General features: G+C 53.0%; 15 protein-coding genes. All 15 read right to left on the minus strand.

Translation table 11 applies throughout. The features are described 5' to 3' along the window. Nucleotides 1–66: 66 nt before the first annotated feature. On the minus strand, nt 67–1,470 hold the full coding sequence (locus tag J0A68_RS14470; protein ID WP_206578935.1) for a Gfo/Idh/MocA family protein: 1,404 nt from the start codon (nt 1,468–1,470) through the stop codon (nt 67–69). Nucleotides 1,471–1,596: 126 nt separating this feature from the next. Continuing rightward, nucleotides 1,597–2,634 carry a glycoside hydrolase family 113 gene (locus J0A68_RS14475; RefSeq protein ID WP_236025603.1) on the minus strand — a complete coding sequence of 346 codons (1,038 nt, stop codon included), beginning with the start codon at nt 2,632–2,634 and terminating at the stop codon, nt 1,597–1,599. A 24-nt stretch (nt 2,635–2,658) separates the two neighbouring features. Beyond that, entirely contained in the window at nt 2,659–3,408 is a 750-nt protein-coding gene (locus tag J0A68_RS14480) for a DUF6503 family protein (RefSeq protein WP_206578936.1), read from the minus strand. Between the two features lie 138 nt (nt 3,409–3,546). Then, entirely contained in the window at nt 3,547–4,023 is a 477-nt protein-coding gene (locus J0A68_RS14485) for an LTA synthase family protein (protein ID WP_206578937.1), read from the minus strand. A gap of 136 nt (nt 4,024–4,159) precedes the next feature. Next, a complete protein-coding gene (locus J0A68_RS14490) occupies nt 4,160–4,885 on the minus strand; it encodes a hypothetical protein (RefSeq protein WP_206578938.1) in 726 nt (241 codons plus the stop codon). Next, on the minus strand, nt 4,869–6,206 hold the full coding sequence (locus J0A68_RS14495) for an MptA/MptB family glycosyltransferase (RefSeq protein ID WP_206578939.1): 1,338 nt from the start codon (nt 6,204–6,206) through the stop codon (nt 4,869–4,871). The genes J0A68_RS14490 and J0A68_RS14495 overlap by 17 nt, the downstream gene beginning before the upstream one ends. 8 nt (nt 6,207–6,214) lie before the next feature. Continuing rightward, complete coding sequence (locus J0A68_RS14500; RefSeq protein ID WP_236025604.1) at nt 6,215–7,105, minus strand: hypothetical protein; 891 nt, start codon at nt 7,103–7,105, stop codon at nt 6,215–6,217. After that, a complete protein-coding gene (locus J0A68_RS14505) occupies nt 7,092–7,448 on the minus strand; it encodes a HepT-like ribonuclease domain-containing protein (protein WP_206578940.1) in 357 nt (118 codons plus the stop codon). The genes J0A68_RS14500 and J0A68_RS14505 overlap by 14 nt, the downstream gene beginning before the upstream one ends. After that, nucleotides 7,438–7,740 (minus strand): nucleotidyltransferase family protein, encoded by a 303-nt coding sequence (locus tag J0A68_RS14510; protein ID WP_206578941.1) that lies wholly within the window; start codon nt 7,738–7,740, stop codon nt 7,438–7,440. Before J0A68_RS14510 ends, J0A68_RS14505 begins: the two co-directional genes overlap by 11 nt. Nucleotides 7,741–7,841: 101 nt before the next feature. Beyond that, nucleotides 7,842–8,534: a glycosyltransferase family 2 protein gene (locus J0A68_RS14515; RefSeq protein ID WP_206578942.1), complete on the minus strand. Its 693-nt coding sequence runs from the start codon at nt 8,532–8,534 to the stop codon at nt 7,842–7,844. A 9-nt stretch (nt 8,535–8,543) separates the two neighbouring features. Then, a complete protein-coding gene (locus J0A68_RS14520; protein WP_206578943.1) occupies nt 8,544–10,013 on the minus strand; it encodes a cellulose synthase family protein in 1,470 nt (489 codons plus the stop codon). Further along, nucleotides 10,013–11,557 carry a 4Fe-4S binding protein gene (locus tag J0A68_RS14525; RefSeq protein WP_206578944.1) on the minus strand — a complete coding sequence of 515 codons (1,545 nt, stop codon included), beginning with the start codon at nt 11,555–11,557 and terminating at the stop codon, nt 10,013–10,015. Before J0A68_RS14525 ends, J0A68_RS14520 begins: the two co-directional genes overlap by 1 nt. Then, nucleotides 11,554–12,903, minus strand: coding sequence for an NAD(P)/FAD-dependent oxidoreductase (locus J0A68_RS14530; RefSeq protein ID WP_206578945.1), 1,350 nt, complete (start codon nt 12,901–12,903; stop codon nt 11,554–11,556). Before J0A68_RS14530 ends, J0A68_RS14525 begins: the two co-directional genes overlap by 4 nt. Continuing rightward, nucleotides 12,896–13,660, minus strand: a complete 765-nt coding sequence (locus J0A68_RS14535; protein WP_236025605.1) for a DUF547 domain-containing protein — start codon at nt 13,658–13,660, stop codon at nt 12,896–12,898. Before J0A68_RS14535 ends, J0A68_RS14530 begins: the two co-directional genes overlap by 8 nt. Before the next feature lie 198 nt (nt 13,661–13,858). After that, the gene (locus tag J0A68_RS14540) at nt 13,859–14,575 is read right to left on the minus strand and encodes a Crp/Fnr family transcriptional regulator (protein WP_206578946.1); all 717 of its coding nucleotides are present in this window, start codon (nt 14,573–14,575) and stop codon (nt 13,859–13,861) included. Nucleotides 14,576–14,600 lie beyond the last annotated feature (25 nt).

Consider the following 14,600-nt stretch of genomic DNA (forward strand, 5'->3'; position numbering starts at 1 on the left):
CGACTGGATAAAAACAAACCCTCCAAGGGTTCAAAACCCTTGGAGGGTTGTGGCGATGAGCGGTCCTTAAACCCTCACCTTGGTGGTGCCGCCGCCTTCCAGCGTGATGGCTACGGGCTTGTTGGTTTTCCAGCTGCCACCCGTAAAGTCAGGCACGTCGATGGAGTTGGAGCGGTTGGCTACCGACCACTCGCTCAGTGGCGTGATGCAGCTCCAAAGTGCGGCATCGTACACGTCCTGATCCAGAGGCAGGCCATTTCTCAGGCAGTCGATCAGTCTCCAGTCCATCATGAAGTCCATCCCTCCGTGTCCGCCGATCTGCTTGGCGAGTTCGCCGACTTTCTGCACAATCTCGGGGGTGTATTTCGCCTGCAGCTCCTTCATCTCTTCCTCCTTCATCCAGCCGTGACCTTTGGCGACCTTCTGCTCAGGATACTTTTGGGCATATCCTTCGGTGCCGCTGACCACATGCAGTCGGGAGTAAGGACGCGGCGAGGTCACATCGTGCTGTATCATGATGGATTTGCCATGCTTGGTCTTCACCACGGTGGTGTTCATATTGCCGCGATAGGACTTGGACGCAAAAGACCCGAAGAAGGGATCCGTCTCGGCCAGCTCCTGCGCTTTGGCTTTCATCTGAAAATCATTGCTGGACAAAGAGGTCAGGTAGTCCATCTGATCTCCCCGGTTGATATCCAGGATCTGGCAGATCGGCCCGAGCCCGTGGGTGGGATAGAGGTTACCGTTTCGGAAGTTTTCCTTCAATCTCCACATATCCTGATAGCCGTCCTTGTTGAAGTTGAGCGCAAGCAGGTCGTGGATGTAGGCACCCTCCACGTGGAGGACATCTCCGAAAAAGCCTTCCCGCGCCATCTTCAGTGTCATCAGTTCGAAGAAGTCATAGCAGCAGTTTTCCAGCTGCATGCAGTGTTTCTTGGTGCGCTCCGAGGTCTCCACCAGCTGCCAGCACTCTTCCAGAGTCCTTGCCGCAGGCACTTCCACGGCTGCGTGCTTCCCTGCTTCCATCGCATAGACTGCCATCGGTACATGCCAGTCCCATGGGGTGGCGATATAGATCAGGTCCAAGTCCGGACGATCCACCATCTTTTTCCAGGCATACACGCTTCCCGAGTAGAGTTCCGGGTTGTGGGGAGTGCCTTCCAGCGACTTCTTGGCTTTCTCGGCCATCTCGGGACGCAGGTCGCAGAGGGCTTTGATCTCCACGCCCTCGATTTTGCTGAGCCGGGTCACAGCGCCCGGGCCTCTTTGTCCCAACCCGACCACGCCTACTCGGACGGTATCTATCTTGGGAGCGGCAAATCCGCACATGTTAAAGGATTGTACCCTGGATGCCCCATATTTTGCCTCAAGGGGCAGGCTTTGAAACTCTCCAGCAAGCGCGCTTCCAGCTCCAAAAAGGCCTAAACCAGCCAAACCGGTGGATTTCAAAAATTCTCTTCTGCGATTCATAGTAATTCGTTCTTTTTTTGGATTTGCAATGGCTATTTAACAAAAAAATCAATAAAGTCCCCGCTCTACGGAATAAAGCAAACAAATAATAGGGAACACGCCCTAATCCCTGCTTTGTTGGGAAGGCTAGTTAGAGGAAAAAAACCTCGTCATCACCCGCTCAGCGGCTTTCCCCTGTGGAGTAAAGTCAGGCTGCCTCTCCGGCACCTCCGGGTGCCATTTCCAGAAAAACACGCCAGCCAGCCATTTCTTTTTCCAGGCAGTCTCAAAGAAAGCCTCATAGCAGCGCGCTTGCACCTCGTCGGAAAACTCCACTCCCTCCCGTTCATTGGGCCAGACCCAAGGCTCCATCGCCGCATCGACGGTATTGCAGTAGCCTATTTCAGTGAAAAAGACCGGCTTTTGGCACTTTCTTACCAGCTTTTCGATCTTGGGCAAATGACTCTGCCAAGAGGCCTTGAGCTCAGCCAAGCCGGGGCTGTGTCCGCTGGAAAGGGGAAAATAGGCCTGTATGCCGATGTAGTCCAGCGCATCCCAAAATTTGACCTGCTGGTATTCCGTAAAGTTCGCTGCATAGGTCAGCTTGCCAGAGTAGACTTTCCTCACCTCCGCGATGACCGCTCTCCAGTCCTCCTCCCGATGGGAAGTCTTTTCCAGCTCGGTACCGACGCAGAGCGCCGGGATTCCCAGCGACTCGGCCAGTCCGGCATAGCCTACGATGAAGGCCGTATAGTTGGCAAACCAACGCTTCCAGTCCTCCTCGGACAGCATCTCTATCTCTCCCACCCAGGCCCCCCTCACCCAGAGGTGGGGCTTCAGCATGTTTTTCATGCCATACTTGGCCGAGGAGTCCATCGTGACCTGTATGCCCAGAGGGGACTCTCCCCACCATCGCTTGTCGTTGTCCAGGTCCCAGCCGATCTCCGGATCGTTTTTGTCCCGCTGCCAGCCAAAGGGCGTCTGGGAGATGGCATTGGCGCCGGTAGCTTGGAGTGCCAAAAATTCCCCACCACGCAGGGGACGGCGACTTCCCTCCCAATTGACGCCCTTCCACTTTTCAGTCGTCGCGGGAAGTGGATTTGCGGGGATAAAAAACCAGACCGAAAAGGCCAACACAAGCAATCCCAGGGTACTGAAAAGATATTTTCTGAAAGAGGACACCATGGGTTGCTTGGGTTTAAGGTTCGGTCAGTCGGGAAGCTGCGTCACCTGGATGTTTTCCAGATTGATTTCCGACAGCTTTTCCAGCTGCCCGGAGACGTAGAGCTCTTGCATCTTTTCCACGGGAGTCTCCTTATCGGCTGGTTTCAGATTGAGGTAGTTTTGAAAGCGTATACCGCCGACCTCCGAGACGGAGCTCACCTCGCGCATGCGCACGCCGCCGCCATCCGTATGGTAGCTGTAGGCCATGAAGTCCATGAGGCGATCCTCCCGGCCAAACCAGTACAGAAACTCATCCTCGAAATGCTCTCCCCCACCCTCTTGCACAAAGGTCACCTTGACCAGGTCGTAGGCCTTCCCCTTGAGCTCGGTCTCACCCAGATAGGTCTTCACTGCCGCCGGGTCGTTGAGTCCATAGGGCAAAAAGGCAAAATAGGCCACCGAATTGACCGAGCGGGAGAAGGCTCCTATCCGCTCCTCGGTCAAGGTATCGATAACCGCGCCGTTGACTGTTCGGACGAATCCGGAATTGTTGAGCACATCCTTGACCATCCCGGTGCTGTCGCTAAACTCCCGGGTGTATTCAAAGGCCGAGGGGGTCTTGAAGATCGTGTAGTGGGTTTCCCTAAAATCAAACTCGATCAGTGAACTTTCGAAAGCCGCTCCACCGTGGGCCACAATCGACTCGTCAACGATTTGTTGGGCTTCGGAGCGGGAGTCGCATCCTGAGAATTCGAGGGCAAAAAAGAAGAAAAGAACGTATTGAAGTAGTTTCATAGGCTTAAAATACTGGAGATCAAAAGACTCTGAGAGAACTTAGTTGAAACCAAAGAATAGACATCTAAATCTCTCCTATCGTTTTTTGTTCGTGGCACTAATTCTATTTGAATTGTTTCGGCAATATTTTTTTGCCATTCAATATTGAATATAAGTTTTGAATTTCTCTACCAGCTGTCTTGGTGCATAAATATGAAGAAGGCAAAAGGCGGTCAATAACCAACCGATGAACGTAAATGTAGAATTTGGAATTTTCTTGACAGTCGATCCTCCATCAAGTTCATAAACTACGGTTTCATAAAAAGGCGGTAACAGTGCAAAAAAAAGAAAGGTTAGTCCGAAAATGACTCCGATAATAGGAACGTAAAAATTTGTAGTCCACCAAATGTTCACTTTTCTATTTAGCCGAATCGGAAGACCTACGATTATGCAAACAAAAATTGTCAAACCAGAAAGTATTACCGCAATTATTGGTTGAAAAACTATTAATCCAAAAATCCCCTCAAAGCCGAAGTCACTGTCAAGGAGTGCAAATACCATGTAAATGCAAAAAGTCAAAATGAATGTCAGTACGATTTGAACTCCTAGAGTCAATATTTCAACTAGTTTATTCATTGTGTTTCATATTACCTCTTAAAACGACCAACAACTTTCTTTTCAGCAATTAATTAGAAGTTTGAAATTCAAAACGATTTCCTTTTAAACATGAGCTAAGGTACTGGCTTTCAAGATCAAAACTATCCGCAATTTCTCACTTCACCACCTCATACTCTGAATATAAAAATTCCGCCCGTAGGAAGCGCTTCTTGCCGTCTTCATCCAGTTCCCAGCTTTCGCTTTGGGCTTGTAGCTTGAGGCCTTCGACTTCAGCATAGCCGAGGTAATAGATCAGCATAAGGCTATTTCCCTGGATTAGCTGGCGACCGATCATCACGGCACTCTTTGGATCGAAATAAAAGAGGCTAAGCTCGGCTCCTCCAGCTGAGTCCAGCTGCACGACCTCCGCCTCCCTTCCGTTTTCCAGGGTTAGCAACCCCTCGTAGCGAGGCGCCGACAGTTCATCCAAAATGCCCCAAGGCTGGGAGACCTCAAAAAAAGCCGCGTCGAATTCTTTTCTCTTCGATGCCAAAAAACCCAAATTCCGGATCTCATTTTCCCCCATGAAATAGCGCATCTGCTGTCTGTCCCAAGTAAGCACATGGGTCATACTATCCTTTTCCCAAGTGATCTTTCCCTCCAGATAGGGCTTCATCCTGATCTCCACCCGCTGATCCAGCTCGCTTTCCACCGTCCCGTCTTCCGCAAGCAGCCGGGTTTTCTTCCGAAATTTCAAAGTCGTTATTTCCTCCCAAGCCTCAGCCCCGCCGTGCGCCGCTATGGATCGCCCGACCAGCTCTCGGGCCTGTTTTTCGGGATTTTTCCCGCAGGAAAAAAGCAATACAAGAAGGAGCAACCAGTGGTTAAGCGGGGATTTCATGAGGGGTTTTGGTTTTGGATTTGGGTAGAAAATAGTCCAGAAAAACACCTCCGGCGACAAAGAGGTATTCGAGCAGCAAAATTAGGGGACTTTCCTCCACTCCGTCGACTCCGTAAGCACGATAGGACAAAACAGCCGCAAATGACCAGAGCAGAAAGGTGTTTTTGCCAGTCAGCAGGCTCAGCCCAAAGGCAGGAATCAAATACCAAGGATGCACCACCGGCTGCAGCAGCAGGTAGACCAGGTAGATCAACACCCAGAGATGGAGCATCTCGGGGAGAGTTGAGGGCTTCTTTTTCCAGGAGAAAAACACCACCAAGCCCAGCGTCGCCAGGCCCAACAGCTTGCTCAGCGTGGCAATCGTATTGTAGCCAACCATCCAAAAGCCTACCTCGCGCAACAGGTAGTACAGCGAGGCGTTAAACTCAAATTTGCCCTGATAAAGCGAGAGGCTCTGCAGGAAATGCGTCCCAGACGAGCCGAAAGCCAACCAGCAAAAACCCAGCACCAAAGACAGTCCAGCGGCGATCCAAAACAGGAAGCTGCGCCGGGTCTGAACGCCAAATACAAACGCGGGAGCCAGCACCAAAGGCAGAAGCTTCAGCCCGACGGCCAAGCCCCAGAGGCTCCCCGCCGTGGACGTGTTTCCCTTGTAAAGGTGCAGCGCCACCGCCAGCAAGAGAAGCAGCACCAAGCCCTCGAAATGCAGGTTGCCCGTGATCTCAAGGATCACCAGGGGATTCAGCCAGTAGAGCCACAGGAGCTTCCGGGCAAGCCCAATCGCCGTCAAAAGCTTCAGCAACAGCATAAAAACCCCGATCTCCCCGAGGATCAGCAGCATGCGAAGGCTGATGATCCCATTGGCGATCAGGCCTCCGGAGGCTTTGGCAGCCATCCAAAAGAGCCCTTGGTTCAGCGGCGTATAGACCGAGTAGTACTCTTGGGAATTGAGCAGGGGAAAGAGCTGATCGAGCATAGGCGAGCGCTCCAGCGGGTGGTTTTGGAGAAATTCTGCCGGAGTCTCCGCATAGGGATTTTCTCCCAAGCGAAGTACCTCCCCATCCCAAAGAAAGCGCGCGTAGTCTTCCGACCACTGGGGGATCGCCAGAAACAGCGAAAAGCGGATCAGTAGGCCGCAGACGAAGACAAAAAGCCAGGGAGTCCGCTCCTCTGCCAGGGCAAAGACCAAAAACATCAGCCCAAACAAAAGCACAAAAAGCCCCAAGGTGGACTGGAAGTCGGTGCGGGGAACGAGGTTTCCCAAGAAATAGACGCCCGCAAGCATCAGCAGCGCGAGCAAGGCCTGCACGGCCAGCTTCATGGTCGGATTCAAAGCCCCAATTCCTTTCTCAGCGGTTCGGACATCGTTCCGTTTTGATTCCAGTAGTCGGTCAGTTTCATATGCGTACGCGTAGCGGTGGTGGTTTCTTTTTTGCCATCTTCCCGGGTCCAGCTCTCCTCAAAGCCGAGGATCTCGTGGGGGAAGAATTTCTCAAAGCGGATGCTCAGCCTGCGGCCGATGTTGGAGTATTCCACCACGACCTCGCTTTGGTTGGACGCCAGGTCACGCCGCGCGATGCTGGCGTTTTCGGCCTTGAGGGGCGTGTGGGCAAAGCGCTGGAAAATCAGGCTCGGCAACAGCAGCTGGCTGCCCGTGGGCACGAGCTCTGGATTGAGGCGGATCAGGTTGAAAAGCTCGTCCTCTGGCATGGCGTTGACTTTGGCCTCGGAATCGCCCTCCGACTCAAAGTAGGAAAACTGCTTGATTTGGTAAGTGCCGTTTTTGAAGTTGAGCTGCGTGAAGGACTGTCCGCACCACTCGGTCACCGAGGCGGTGATCTTGGGTGAAAAGGACTCCTCGTACACCGGCGTGAAGACCGAGAGCATGGTGTGGTAGGGATAGATGCCCGTGACAAAGTCCCGGGTCATATTGAGCTTCATGACCTTCTGCGCGTCGGATGCGTTGCCTTTGGGGTCGTCGAGCTTCACCTGCTTTCGCTTCGAAAAATCCTCCGTCACGAAGATCATCACCGCCTTGCCTGGCCTGACTTCCCCATAGCGGCTTTGCTGCAGGTCAAAGACGTTGATCTCGGCCTTGCCCTGATACCAATAGCCCGCAAACTGGTTTTCGTCCACACCGTCTCGGCTGGAGGGGCTGCAGGAGAACAGCATCAGCAACAGGCCTAAACCTAGACAAAAAACCATTCTATTCTTGATCATCAAACCCATAGTGTTCTAGCAGTATCGTGATTTCGTTTCGCAACTTTGGCAGATGCTTCACCGCGATCCCCCAAATTGTCTCCGATGCGACCGAGTCATAGCCATGAATAATCCGGTTTCGTGTATCGACAATTTTACGGGAATTGGATATCCGTATCTCTGGTTCCAGCTTGAGCAGCTGGTTCACCGCCTCCCCGATGATCTCTATGTTTCTTTCCACCGCCTTTCTTGTCTTGAGATCTTTCTTAAACGCAAAGTAATCCAGCGGCTGGGGCAAAAAACCATAGATCTGGTCAATTGCTGTGCGGATGTCGAGCAGTCGAGTGACGACTTTAAGCTTCATAAACGACGACTTTTGATCGCTCGATCTCCTTTCTCAGCAAAGGATTCAGATCGGCTCGTTCCTCCAACAAATCAACCTGCCTACCCAAAATCTTCTCGAGACCAAATTTTAAGCTGAAGTAATTTTCCGTGTATTCCAGCGGGTCATCCTCTTTCAGATCCACAATCAAATCCACGTCACTCTCTTCATCAAACCGATCGGTCAAAACGGAGCCGAACGCGTAAAGCGACTTAACTCCGGTCAGTTTACAAAGCTCACGGATGGAAGGGATGAATGGGCTTAGCTTTTCCATAGAAAAAGAATAGTGGTCGAGGAAATTAATTGTTCTGAATATACGATTCTTTGCCTAGCCTATGAGACCCTGGCATCGGTCATCGGACACCCGACAATCCACTACCAATACCTAAAGATGGTCAAAATAATCTTATACCCCGCTCCAAAGACTCCCTTGACCGTCCCACTGACTTTGGAGACGCCGATACGCTTGCGGTACTTCACGGGCACTTCCAGGTAGCGCAGACCGGCCTTGTGCGCCTTGAGCTGCATCTCGATGGTCCAGCCGTAGTTTTGGTCGACCATATTGAGCCGCAGCAAATCCCGCCAGACGATGGCACGAAAAGGCCCCAAATCCGTAAACTTGGCTCCCTGCATGTACTTCATCATCGTCGTAGCCAGCCAGTTGCCAAAGACCTGCGGCACCGTCATCGAGCCGCTCTCCCGCTGACCCAGCGCTCGGGAACCGATCACCATTTCGGCCTTTCCCTCCTGGATTGGAGCAAGCAAGAGCCTCATTTCCACCGGGTAGTCACTGTAGTCCCCGTCCAAAAACACCACGATATCCGGCTGCACCGACTGGCTTTTGATCCAGTCCATGGCTGCCAGGCAGGCCTTGCCATAGCCTTTTTGAGGTTCAAAGACCACCTCGGCTCCGGCGGCTTTGGCCACTTCGGCAGTTCGGTCGCTGGAGTTGTTGTTGGCGACGACAATGTGCCTGACCAGACTGGGAATATCCGCGATGACTTTCGGGATGGATTGCTCTTCGTTGTAGGCCGGAATGATGACGTCGACGATTCGGGGATGGTGCATTCGGAATACTTATCGGCCGAGGCCGTAGGAATTGAAGGATTTGACAAAAACCAAGCTGTAGCCTAGGGCGAGCATGGCGTGAAAGGGAAGGAAGAGGAAGTTTTGCCGGGAAAAGGCCAAGCCCACCATAGCCCAAAAAACCAACGCCAAAATCCCTTCCACCCAGGTGGTCACCGGCATGCGATGGATGAGGTAGCGGTTGAGCGAAAGGCTTTCCTTTCCCGACTCCAGGTTAAACTTGGGTGTGCGGACAAAGGGCGACTTTTTCCCCGTCAGGCCTTCCCACACGGCCTGGGCATTGTGCAGCGCCAAGCCCATGGATACGGAAAGAAACAGGGGCAACTGCCAAATAGCGCTGCCGACTGAGCCGAGGAGGGACTTTTTCCCAAAGAAAAAAGACACCAAATAGCTCAGGGTGATAAGCACAAAGCCGATCAAAAAGAGCCCAGCCCCCTGCATGGCCCAAGCAGGAATCAGCCCCTGCTCCCCTGCCCACCAAACGCCGATACTGCTCAGGCTGGCCAGCAGCACCGCGATGAAAATCGCCGAGTTGAAGAGGTGGGCAAAGGCATGGAACTTGACACGGAAGGGATGCTTTTCGGCCTGGACTTTGGAGAAATGCTTCATGGCGCACTCCGCGCCGCCCTTTGTCCATCGAAACTGCTGGGACTTCACCGCCGACATGATCGGCGGCAGCTCGGCGGGGGACTCGATCTCGGGTCGATAGACAAACTCCCAGCCTTTGCGCTGCGCGCGATAGCTCAGGTCCAGGTCTTCGGTCAGCGTGTCGTCATGCCAGTTGCCCGCGTCGTAGATGCAGCTTTTCCGCCAGACACCACCCGTCCCGTTGAAATTGATGAAAGCTCCCTGATGGTTGCGCCCCATCTGCTCGATGAGAAAGTGGGCATCCAAAGCCACGGCCTGCAGGCGCGTCAGAACGGAATAGTCGCGATTGAGGTGTGTCCAGCGGGACTGCACCATACCGATCTTTTCGGAAGTAAAATGTGGGATCGCTCGTCGCAGAAACAGTGGATCCGGCACAAAGTCCGCGTCGAAGATGGCGATGAACTCGCCTGTGGCCTTTTCCAAGCCTTCCCGCAAGGCCCCGGCCTTGAAGCCTTTCCGGTCGTCGCGGTGGATGTACTGAAAGTCAATGTCGGGGTATTCGGCGATCTTGTCCCGGATCAGCTCCGAAGTCTGGTCGGTGCTGTCGTCGAGGACTTGGATTTGGAGCAGCCCAGGGGGATAGTCCAGCTTTGCAACCGCCTCGATCAGGCGCTCGACCACATAAACTTCATTGAAAACCGGAAGCTGCACCGTCACTGTCGGCCAGGTTTTTGGATCGGGAGGAGGGGCCTTGTCTTTGTTTTTCCTCGCCTTCAGAAAATGAAACAGCAGATGGCCCTGTGCAAGGCTATAGACGAGGATAAAAAGCATCCCCAAGCCGTACAGCACACACAGGAAATAGAGGAAAAACATTACGCCTTGATCTTGATGGAGTCGTTGCCGATGATGATCGGCAGTTCGTTGATTCGGTTTTGCTCGGGGCCATTTTCCAGCTTCAGCACGCCGCGGGGACAAACCGAGGCACAGACGCCGCAGCCCACGCAGGAGGCACGGACGACGTTTTGCCCGCGCTGCGCATACCAGCGTACGTCAATGCCCATCTCGCAGTAGGTCGAGCAGTTGCCGCAGGAGATGCACTGGCCGCCGTTGGTGGTGATGCGAAAGCGGGACTTGAAGCGCTGCACAATGCCCAGGTAAGCCGCCAGCGGACAGCCAAAGCGACACCAGACGCGATTGCCCATGAATGGATAAAAGCCCGTGCCGACAACGCCGGCGAAGGCCGAACCGATGGCAAAACCGTAAAACGAATGTAGCTGGTTGGTCACATTTCCCAAGAGGGAAAAGCCCGAAAAGTAGTTGGCTATGGTCAAAAGGGTCATCACCACGGCGAGCGCCAGCACGGAGTGCACGATCCAGCGCTCGAATTTCCATGCTTTGAGCGACTTGTCCGAAAGCTGCCGATAGGGGTCGCCTACCGTCTCCGCCAGGCCTCCACAGCCGCAAACCCAAGAACAGTACCACCTTTTCCCATAGAAATAAGTAAACAAAGGTACGGCTATGATGATCAGCAAAACCCCCCAAATCAGCATAAACATGCCGACCCCGCCAGCAGAGAGAAAGGTGGAAATTTGGTAGTCGTAGAAGAAATCGTAGTCCAGCGGCCAGATGTTTTTGAAGTCAAAGTAAGGCTGGTTGAGCAGCACGAGGATCTCGGGGATCAGAAAGGCGAAAGCCGTCTGGAAAAACATCACCGAGGCGGTGCGAAGCTGCTGGTAGCGGTTGCCGCGATACTTGCGAAACATGCGGACGCCCATCACCAATATCGCCAAAGTGTAGATCAAGCCGTAGAGAAACCACTGACTGGATGGATTGCCGGAGAGGAAGACGGAAATCGGGTCTACCATCGCAACCAGGTTTACCAGATAAGCCGGAAACCAATACAAGACCACGTAAAACAGGATCAGCAGCGAGCCGGTGATCATGCCGAGCAGCCCTCGGTTTTTCATCGAAGAATGGAAAACGCCATTGTTTTTGACACCGGTCGGCTCGTCGGCGTACTGCCTGAAATTATATAAAAAACCTCCCAAAACGGCCAAGCCGATGGACAAGCCAAAGAACAGCCAAGGACTGTCCCGGACGGGACTTTGCAGTGCGGCTTTTGCCAGCGGAAAAGTATAGTCATCCCAAATCACCTCATCCCAGAGCTGCTGGGACTTCAAGCCCTCATTGTAGGGATTAAATTGCTCCCGGTAGGCGGACAGAAAGGAGAAGCTCGATCCGTACTCCTGCGCGTACATCGGCGCGAGCAGCTCGGCCATCTTGTCGCGATGGATGTCCTTGGTATGGGCCAAGACCATCTCCTCCGAAAGCGAATAGCTTCCCAAAAAGGGAATTACCAAAAAGGCCACGACTCCCACCAAAAACAAACCCAAGCCTATTTTCTCGATTCCTCTCATACCTTTGCTCCGAATAGTTTTTGCATAAATGATTTCTTGGCTGGACGAAAATCCCCTCCAAACTCACCCAAAAATAACTGCTGTATGGAGATGTGATGCGGGGCAAAAAACTCCGGGTCGAAGTTGGCCTCGGCCAACTGGGCGATGACTTTCTGGCCAGTCCATTTTTCCCTGATCGCTTGGTCAAAAAAACCGTGGCTTAGGCGCATCCCAAAGACGTTTACGCCGAGGGTTTTCCCCTCGCTGTCCATGCGCATGCGAAAGCAGATTTTGCCGGAGGCATGCTCCCAATAAAAATCCTGCGCATCCTCCGCCCGAGGCGGCACGACTCCGTAGGTTTGGTATTCGATGTCGAGAAACTTCGCCGAATTAAACCAGACACCGGGACGATAAGGCACGGGCGTTTGGCAAAGGTTATGCGCCAGCGTCTCCCCGTGCATGCGTCCCGTGTACCAGACCTGCTCGATGTTTTTACGGTCCGGCGCAGGCGCCTTGTCAAACTCCGCACAGTCTCCTATGCTGTACACGTCCGGAATGTTGGTTTGGAAAAAAGCATCCACCTTTACCCCCCGATTGATCTCCAGCTCACTATTTCGCAGGAAATCTACCTGGGGACTTACCCCGGCGGTCAGGCCAACAAACTGGCAGGAAATCTCCTCCCCTGTCGAGGTCACGACCGCCCGCGCCCTACCCTGGGAATCAGGCAAAATCTCCTTCAGCTCCGTCTCCAGCCTCAGGTCAATGTGGTGCTCGCGGATGTGCCTCCCAACCAACTTCGCTTCTTCTCTAGGCAAGACATTGTCCCAAAAGCCCTTTTCCCTGACCAAGAAAGTCACGGGAATCTGGCGGTAGGCCAGCATCTCGGCCATCTCGATGCCGATCAGTCCACCGCCGACGATCACGGCGCGGGTGACTCCCTCCTGGGTCGCCTCCTCCATTGTCTCCAAGTCCTGCTTGGAGTACAGGCCCTGCACGCCCTTCAGATCCTGTCCCGGCCAGCCAAACTTGTTGGGCTTGGAGCCGGTAGCGATCACGAGAATGTCATAGGGCATGGTTTCCTTGGACTCAAAGACCAGCTTTTTGGCCTGAAAGTCCACCGACTCCACCCAGGCTTGCTTGAGCTCGATGCGGTTTTTGTCCCAAAAGTGATCCTCATAGGGCTGAGTATGGCGAAACTCCATGTGCCCCATGTACACGTACATCAGCGCGGTGCGGGAAAAGAAGTATTTCGATTCGCCGGAGACCAGCGTGATCCGGACATCCGAATCCAGCTTGCGCAGCGTTCTTGCGCAGGTGACTCCGGAGATGCCGTTGCCGATGATGACGACGTGTCGGTTTTTATTCATTCAATGCCCAGTTGTAATCCAGGAAAGAGATTTTCGCGTCTGGTTTGAGTTTCACCTGGGAGTAGCGATTTAGGAAATCGATCAGGGTTCCCTTTTTAGTAAAGTCTTCCTTAAACCAGGAAAAGATGGAGGAAAGCTCCGCCCGATCGGCCGAAATGCGGTTTCTCAGACGGTCATTGACGAAGGCTAGCGCCACTTTGTTTAGCTGGGACTCGAGTTTTTCGGATGTGAAAGCCTCATTCAGCAGAGGCGGACAGGACACCGAGGCGCAATTGATCGCGAAGTGGATACGTGGCTCGTCAAACTCCTTGCGCAGAATGCCATGCTCAATCTCGTCCAGGCTGGCATCCACCCCGCCGATTTGAAAAAACTCGTAATGCCACACGTCCTTCAACCCGGGGATCTTCAGGCTCGGGCCCAGGTCGCGGATGCTCTGGACAGGGTAGTGGTCTATGATCAGCTTGACGGTAAAGGCATTGTAGGCATTGATCCAATAGGCGAGCTGTTCGTTTTTTGGCCAGGTTTTGCGGTCGGGGGCGTTTTCGGAGAGGAGCTTCAGGTACGTCTCCAGCTTGGGTTTTTCCCTGATGAATCCACGATAGTCGACCATGCCGTCTGCTTTGACATTCGCTTTGACCAGCTCATTCCAGAGCTGATGGCTTGGCGGCATTGTACCCACCATTCCCAAACTGGAATTTTCGCAGGAAAAAAACAGCAGGGGCACAAAGGCCATCAGAAAAACTTGGACAGATCTCATGGGGCAAACGGCAAAGTCTCGCTCAAATCGAGCCTAAGGTAAAAGAAACGATTTTGCAGACCGTGTTTGTCCCAACATTTGTGGACACAAAAAGTTTCCGCGAAAAAAAACGGGCATCATTCGCAAGCCGATACGCGCTGTAGTCCACTCGCTACCAAACAAGCAGCCGATCTTAGTCGGAAAAACAGCGAAAATGGCTTAGCCAGCGTAAAAATCCGACAGTCGGGCCAAGCCCCTACGGTCTTTGATGATGATCTTTTTGCCTTCCAGCTCGATGAGTTTGTCTTTTTTGAACTCCGAAAGCAATCGAATCACGGACTCGGTGGCGGTGCCGACTATTCCGGCGATCTCCTCCCGGCTGAGCGTGAGGTCGATCTTTTGGTTGCCTCCACCCTCCACGCCATAGGAATTCCCGAGCTGAAGGAGGGTGTAAGCCAATCGTTCCCGGATACTTTTCTGAGTCGCATTGGTCAACTTCTCCTCCATCACGCCAATCTCATGACTGAGGGACTTGGTCACCTTGCGGAAAAAGTCGGAATTGTGGAGCAGGGAGTTGATGAACACGTCCTTTGGGACGAAGCAGATCTTGGCATCCTCTACTATCATCGAGGAATTGGAATAATTCTCCTCACCCAGAAGTGCTGCGTAACCCAGAAAATCCCCTTTCTGGGCGAGGTGAATGATCTGCTCTTTGCCGTTGGAGGCGGTCTTGTAGACCTTTACCACGCCGGAGTTGATGCAAAAGATCCCCAAAGGCTTTGTGCCCTCATAGTAGAGGATCTGGCCTTTGCGATGCGAGATCAGATTTTTGTGGTCCGAGATCGTGCAAACTTGGCTTTCGGGAAGGTCTGAGAAAAGCGAAAATTTCCTGCTCGCACACAGCGCGCAGGGAGTGTTGTGAGGGTGGCTGGACATCATTGTAGGAGTAAAAATCGTTAGT

Origin of the sequence: Algoriphagus oliviformis (genome assembly GCF_017254915.1) — a bacterium.
In the GTDB taxonomy this organism is placed as follows: domain Bacteria; phylum Bacteroidota; class Bacteroidia; order Cytophagales; family Cyclobacteriaceae; genus Algoriphagus; species Algoriphagus oliviformis.

Bases quoted from the DNA above. Each gene is read 5' to 3' on its own strand.
- J0A68_RS14470 (WP_206578935.1), bottom strand. From the start codon at position 1,470: ATGAATCGCAGAAGAGAATTTTTGAAATCCACCGGTTTGGCTGGTTTA.
- J0A68_RS14475 (WP_236025603.1), bottom strand. From the start codon at position 2,634: ATGGTGTCCTCTTTCAGAAAATATCTTTTCAGTACCCTGGGATTGCTT.
- J0A68_RS14480 (WP_206578936.1), bottom strand. From the start codon at position 3,408: ATGAAACTACTTCAATACGTTCTTTTCTTCTTTTTTGCCCTCGAATTC.
- J0A68_RS14485 (WP_206578937.1), bottom strand. From the start codon at position 4,023: ATGAATAAACTAGTTGAAATATTGACTCTAGGAGTTCAAATCGTACTG.
- J0A68_RS14490 (WP_206578938.1), bottom strand. From the start codon at position 4,885: ATGAAATCCCCGCTTAACCACTGGTTGCTCCTTCTTGTATTGCTTTTT.
- J0A68_RS14495 (WP_206578939.1), bottom strand. From the start codon at position 6,206: ATGAAGCTGGCCGTGCAGGCCTTGCTCGCGCTGCTGATGCTTGCGGGC.
- J0A68_RS14500 (WP_236025604.1), bottom strand. From the start codon at position 7,105: ATGATCAAGAATAGAATGGTTTTTTGTCTAGGTTTAGGCCTGTTGCTG.
- J0A68_RS14505 (WP_206578940.1), bottom strand. From the start codon at position 7,448: ATGAAGCTTAAAGTCGTCACTCGACTGCTCGACATCCGCACAGCAATT.
- J0A68_RS14510 (WP_206578941.1), bottom strand. From the start codon at position 7,740: ATGGAAAAGCTAAGCCCATTCATCCCTTCCATCCGTGAGCTTTGTAAA.
- J0A68_RS14515 (WP_206578942.1), bottom strand. From the start codon at position 8,534: ATGCACCATCCCCGAATCGTCGACGTCATCATTCCGGCCTACAACGAA.
- J0A68_RS14520 (WP_206578943.1), bottom strand. From the start codon at position 10,013: ATGTTTTTCCTCTATTTCCTGTGTGTGCTGTACGGCTTGGGGATGCTT.
- J0A68_RS14525 (WP_206578944.1), bottom strand. From the start codon at position 11,557: ATGAGAGGAATCGAGAAAATAGGCTTGGGTTTGTTTTTGGTGGGAGTC.
- J0A68_RS14530 (WP_206578945.1), bottom strand. From the start codon at position 12,903: ATGAATAAAAACCGACACGTCGTCATCATCGGCAACGGCATCTCCGGA.
- J0A68_RS14535 (WP_236025605.1), bottom strand. From the start codon at position 13,660: ATGAGATCTGTCCAAGTTTTTCTGATGGCCTTTGTGCCCCTGCTGTTT.
- J0A68_RS14540 (WP_206578946.1), bottom strand. From the start codon at position 14,575: ATGTCCAGCCACCCTCACAACACTCCCTGCGCGCTGTGTGCGAGCAGG.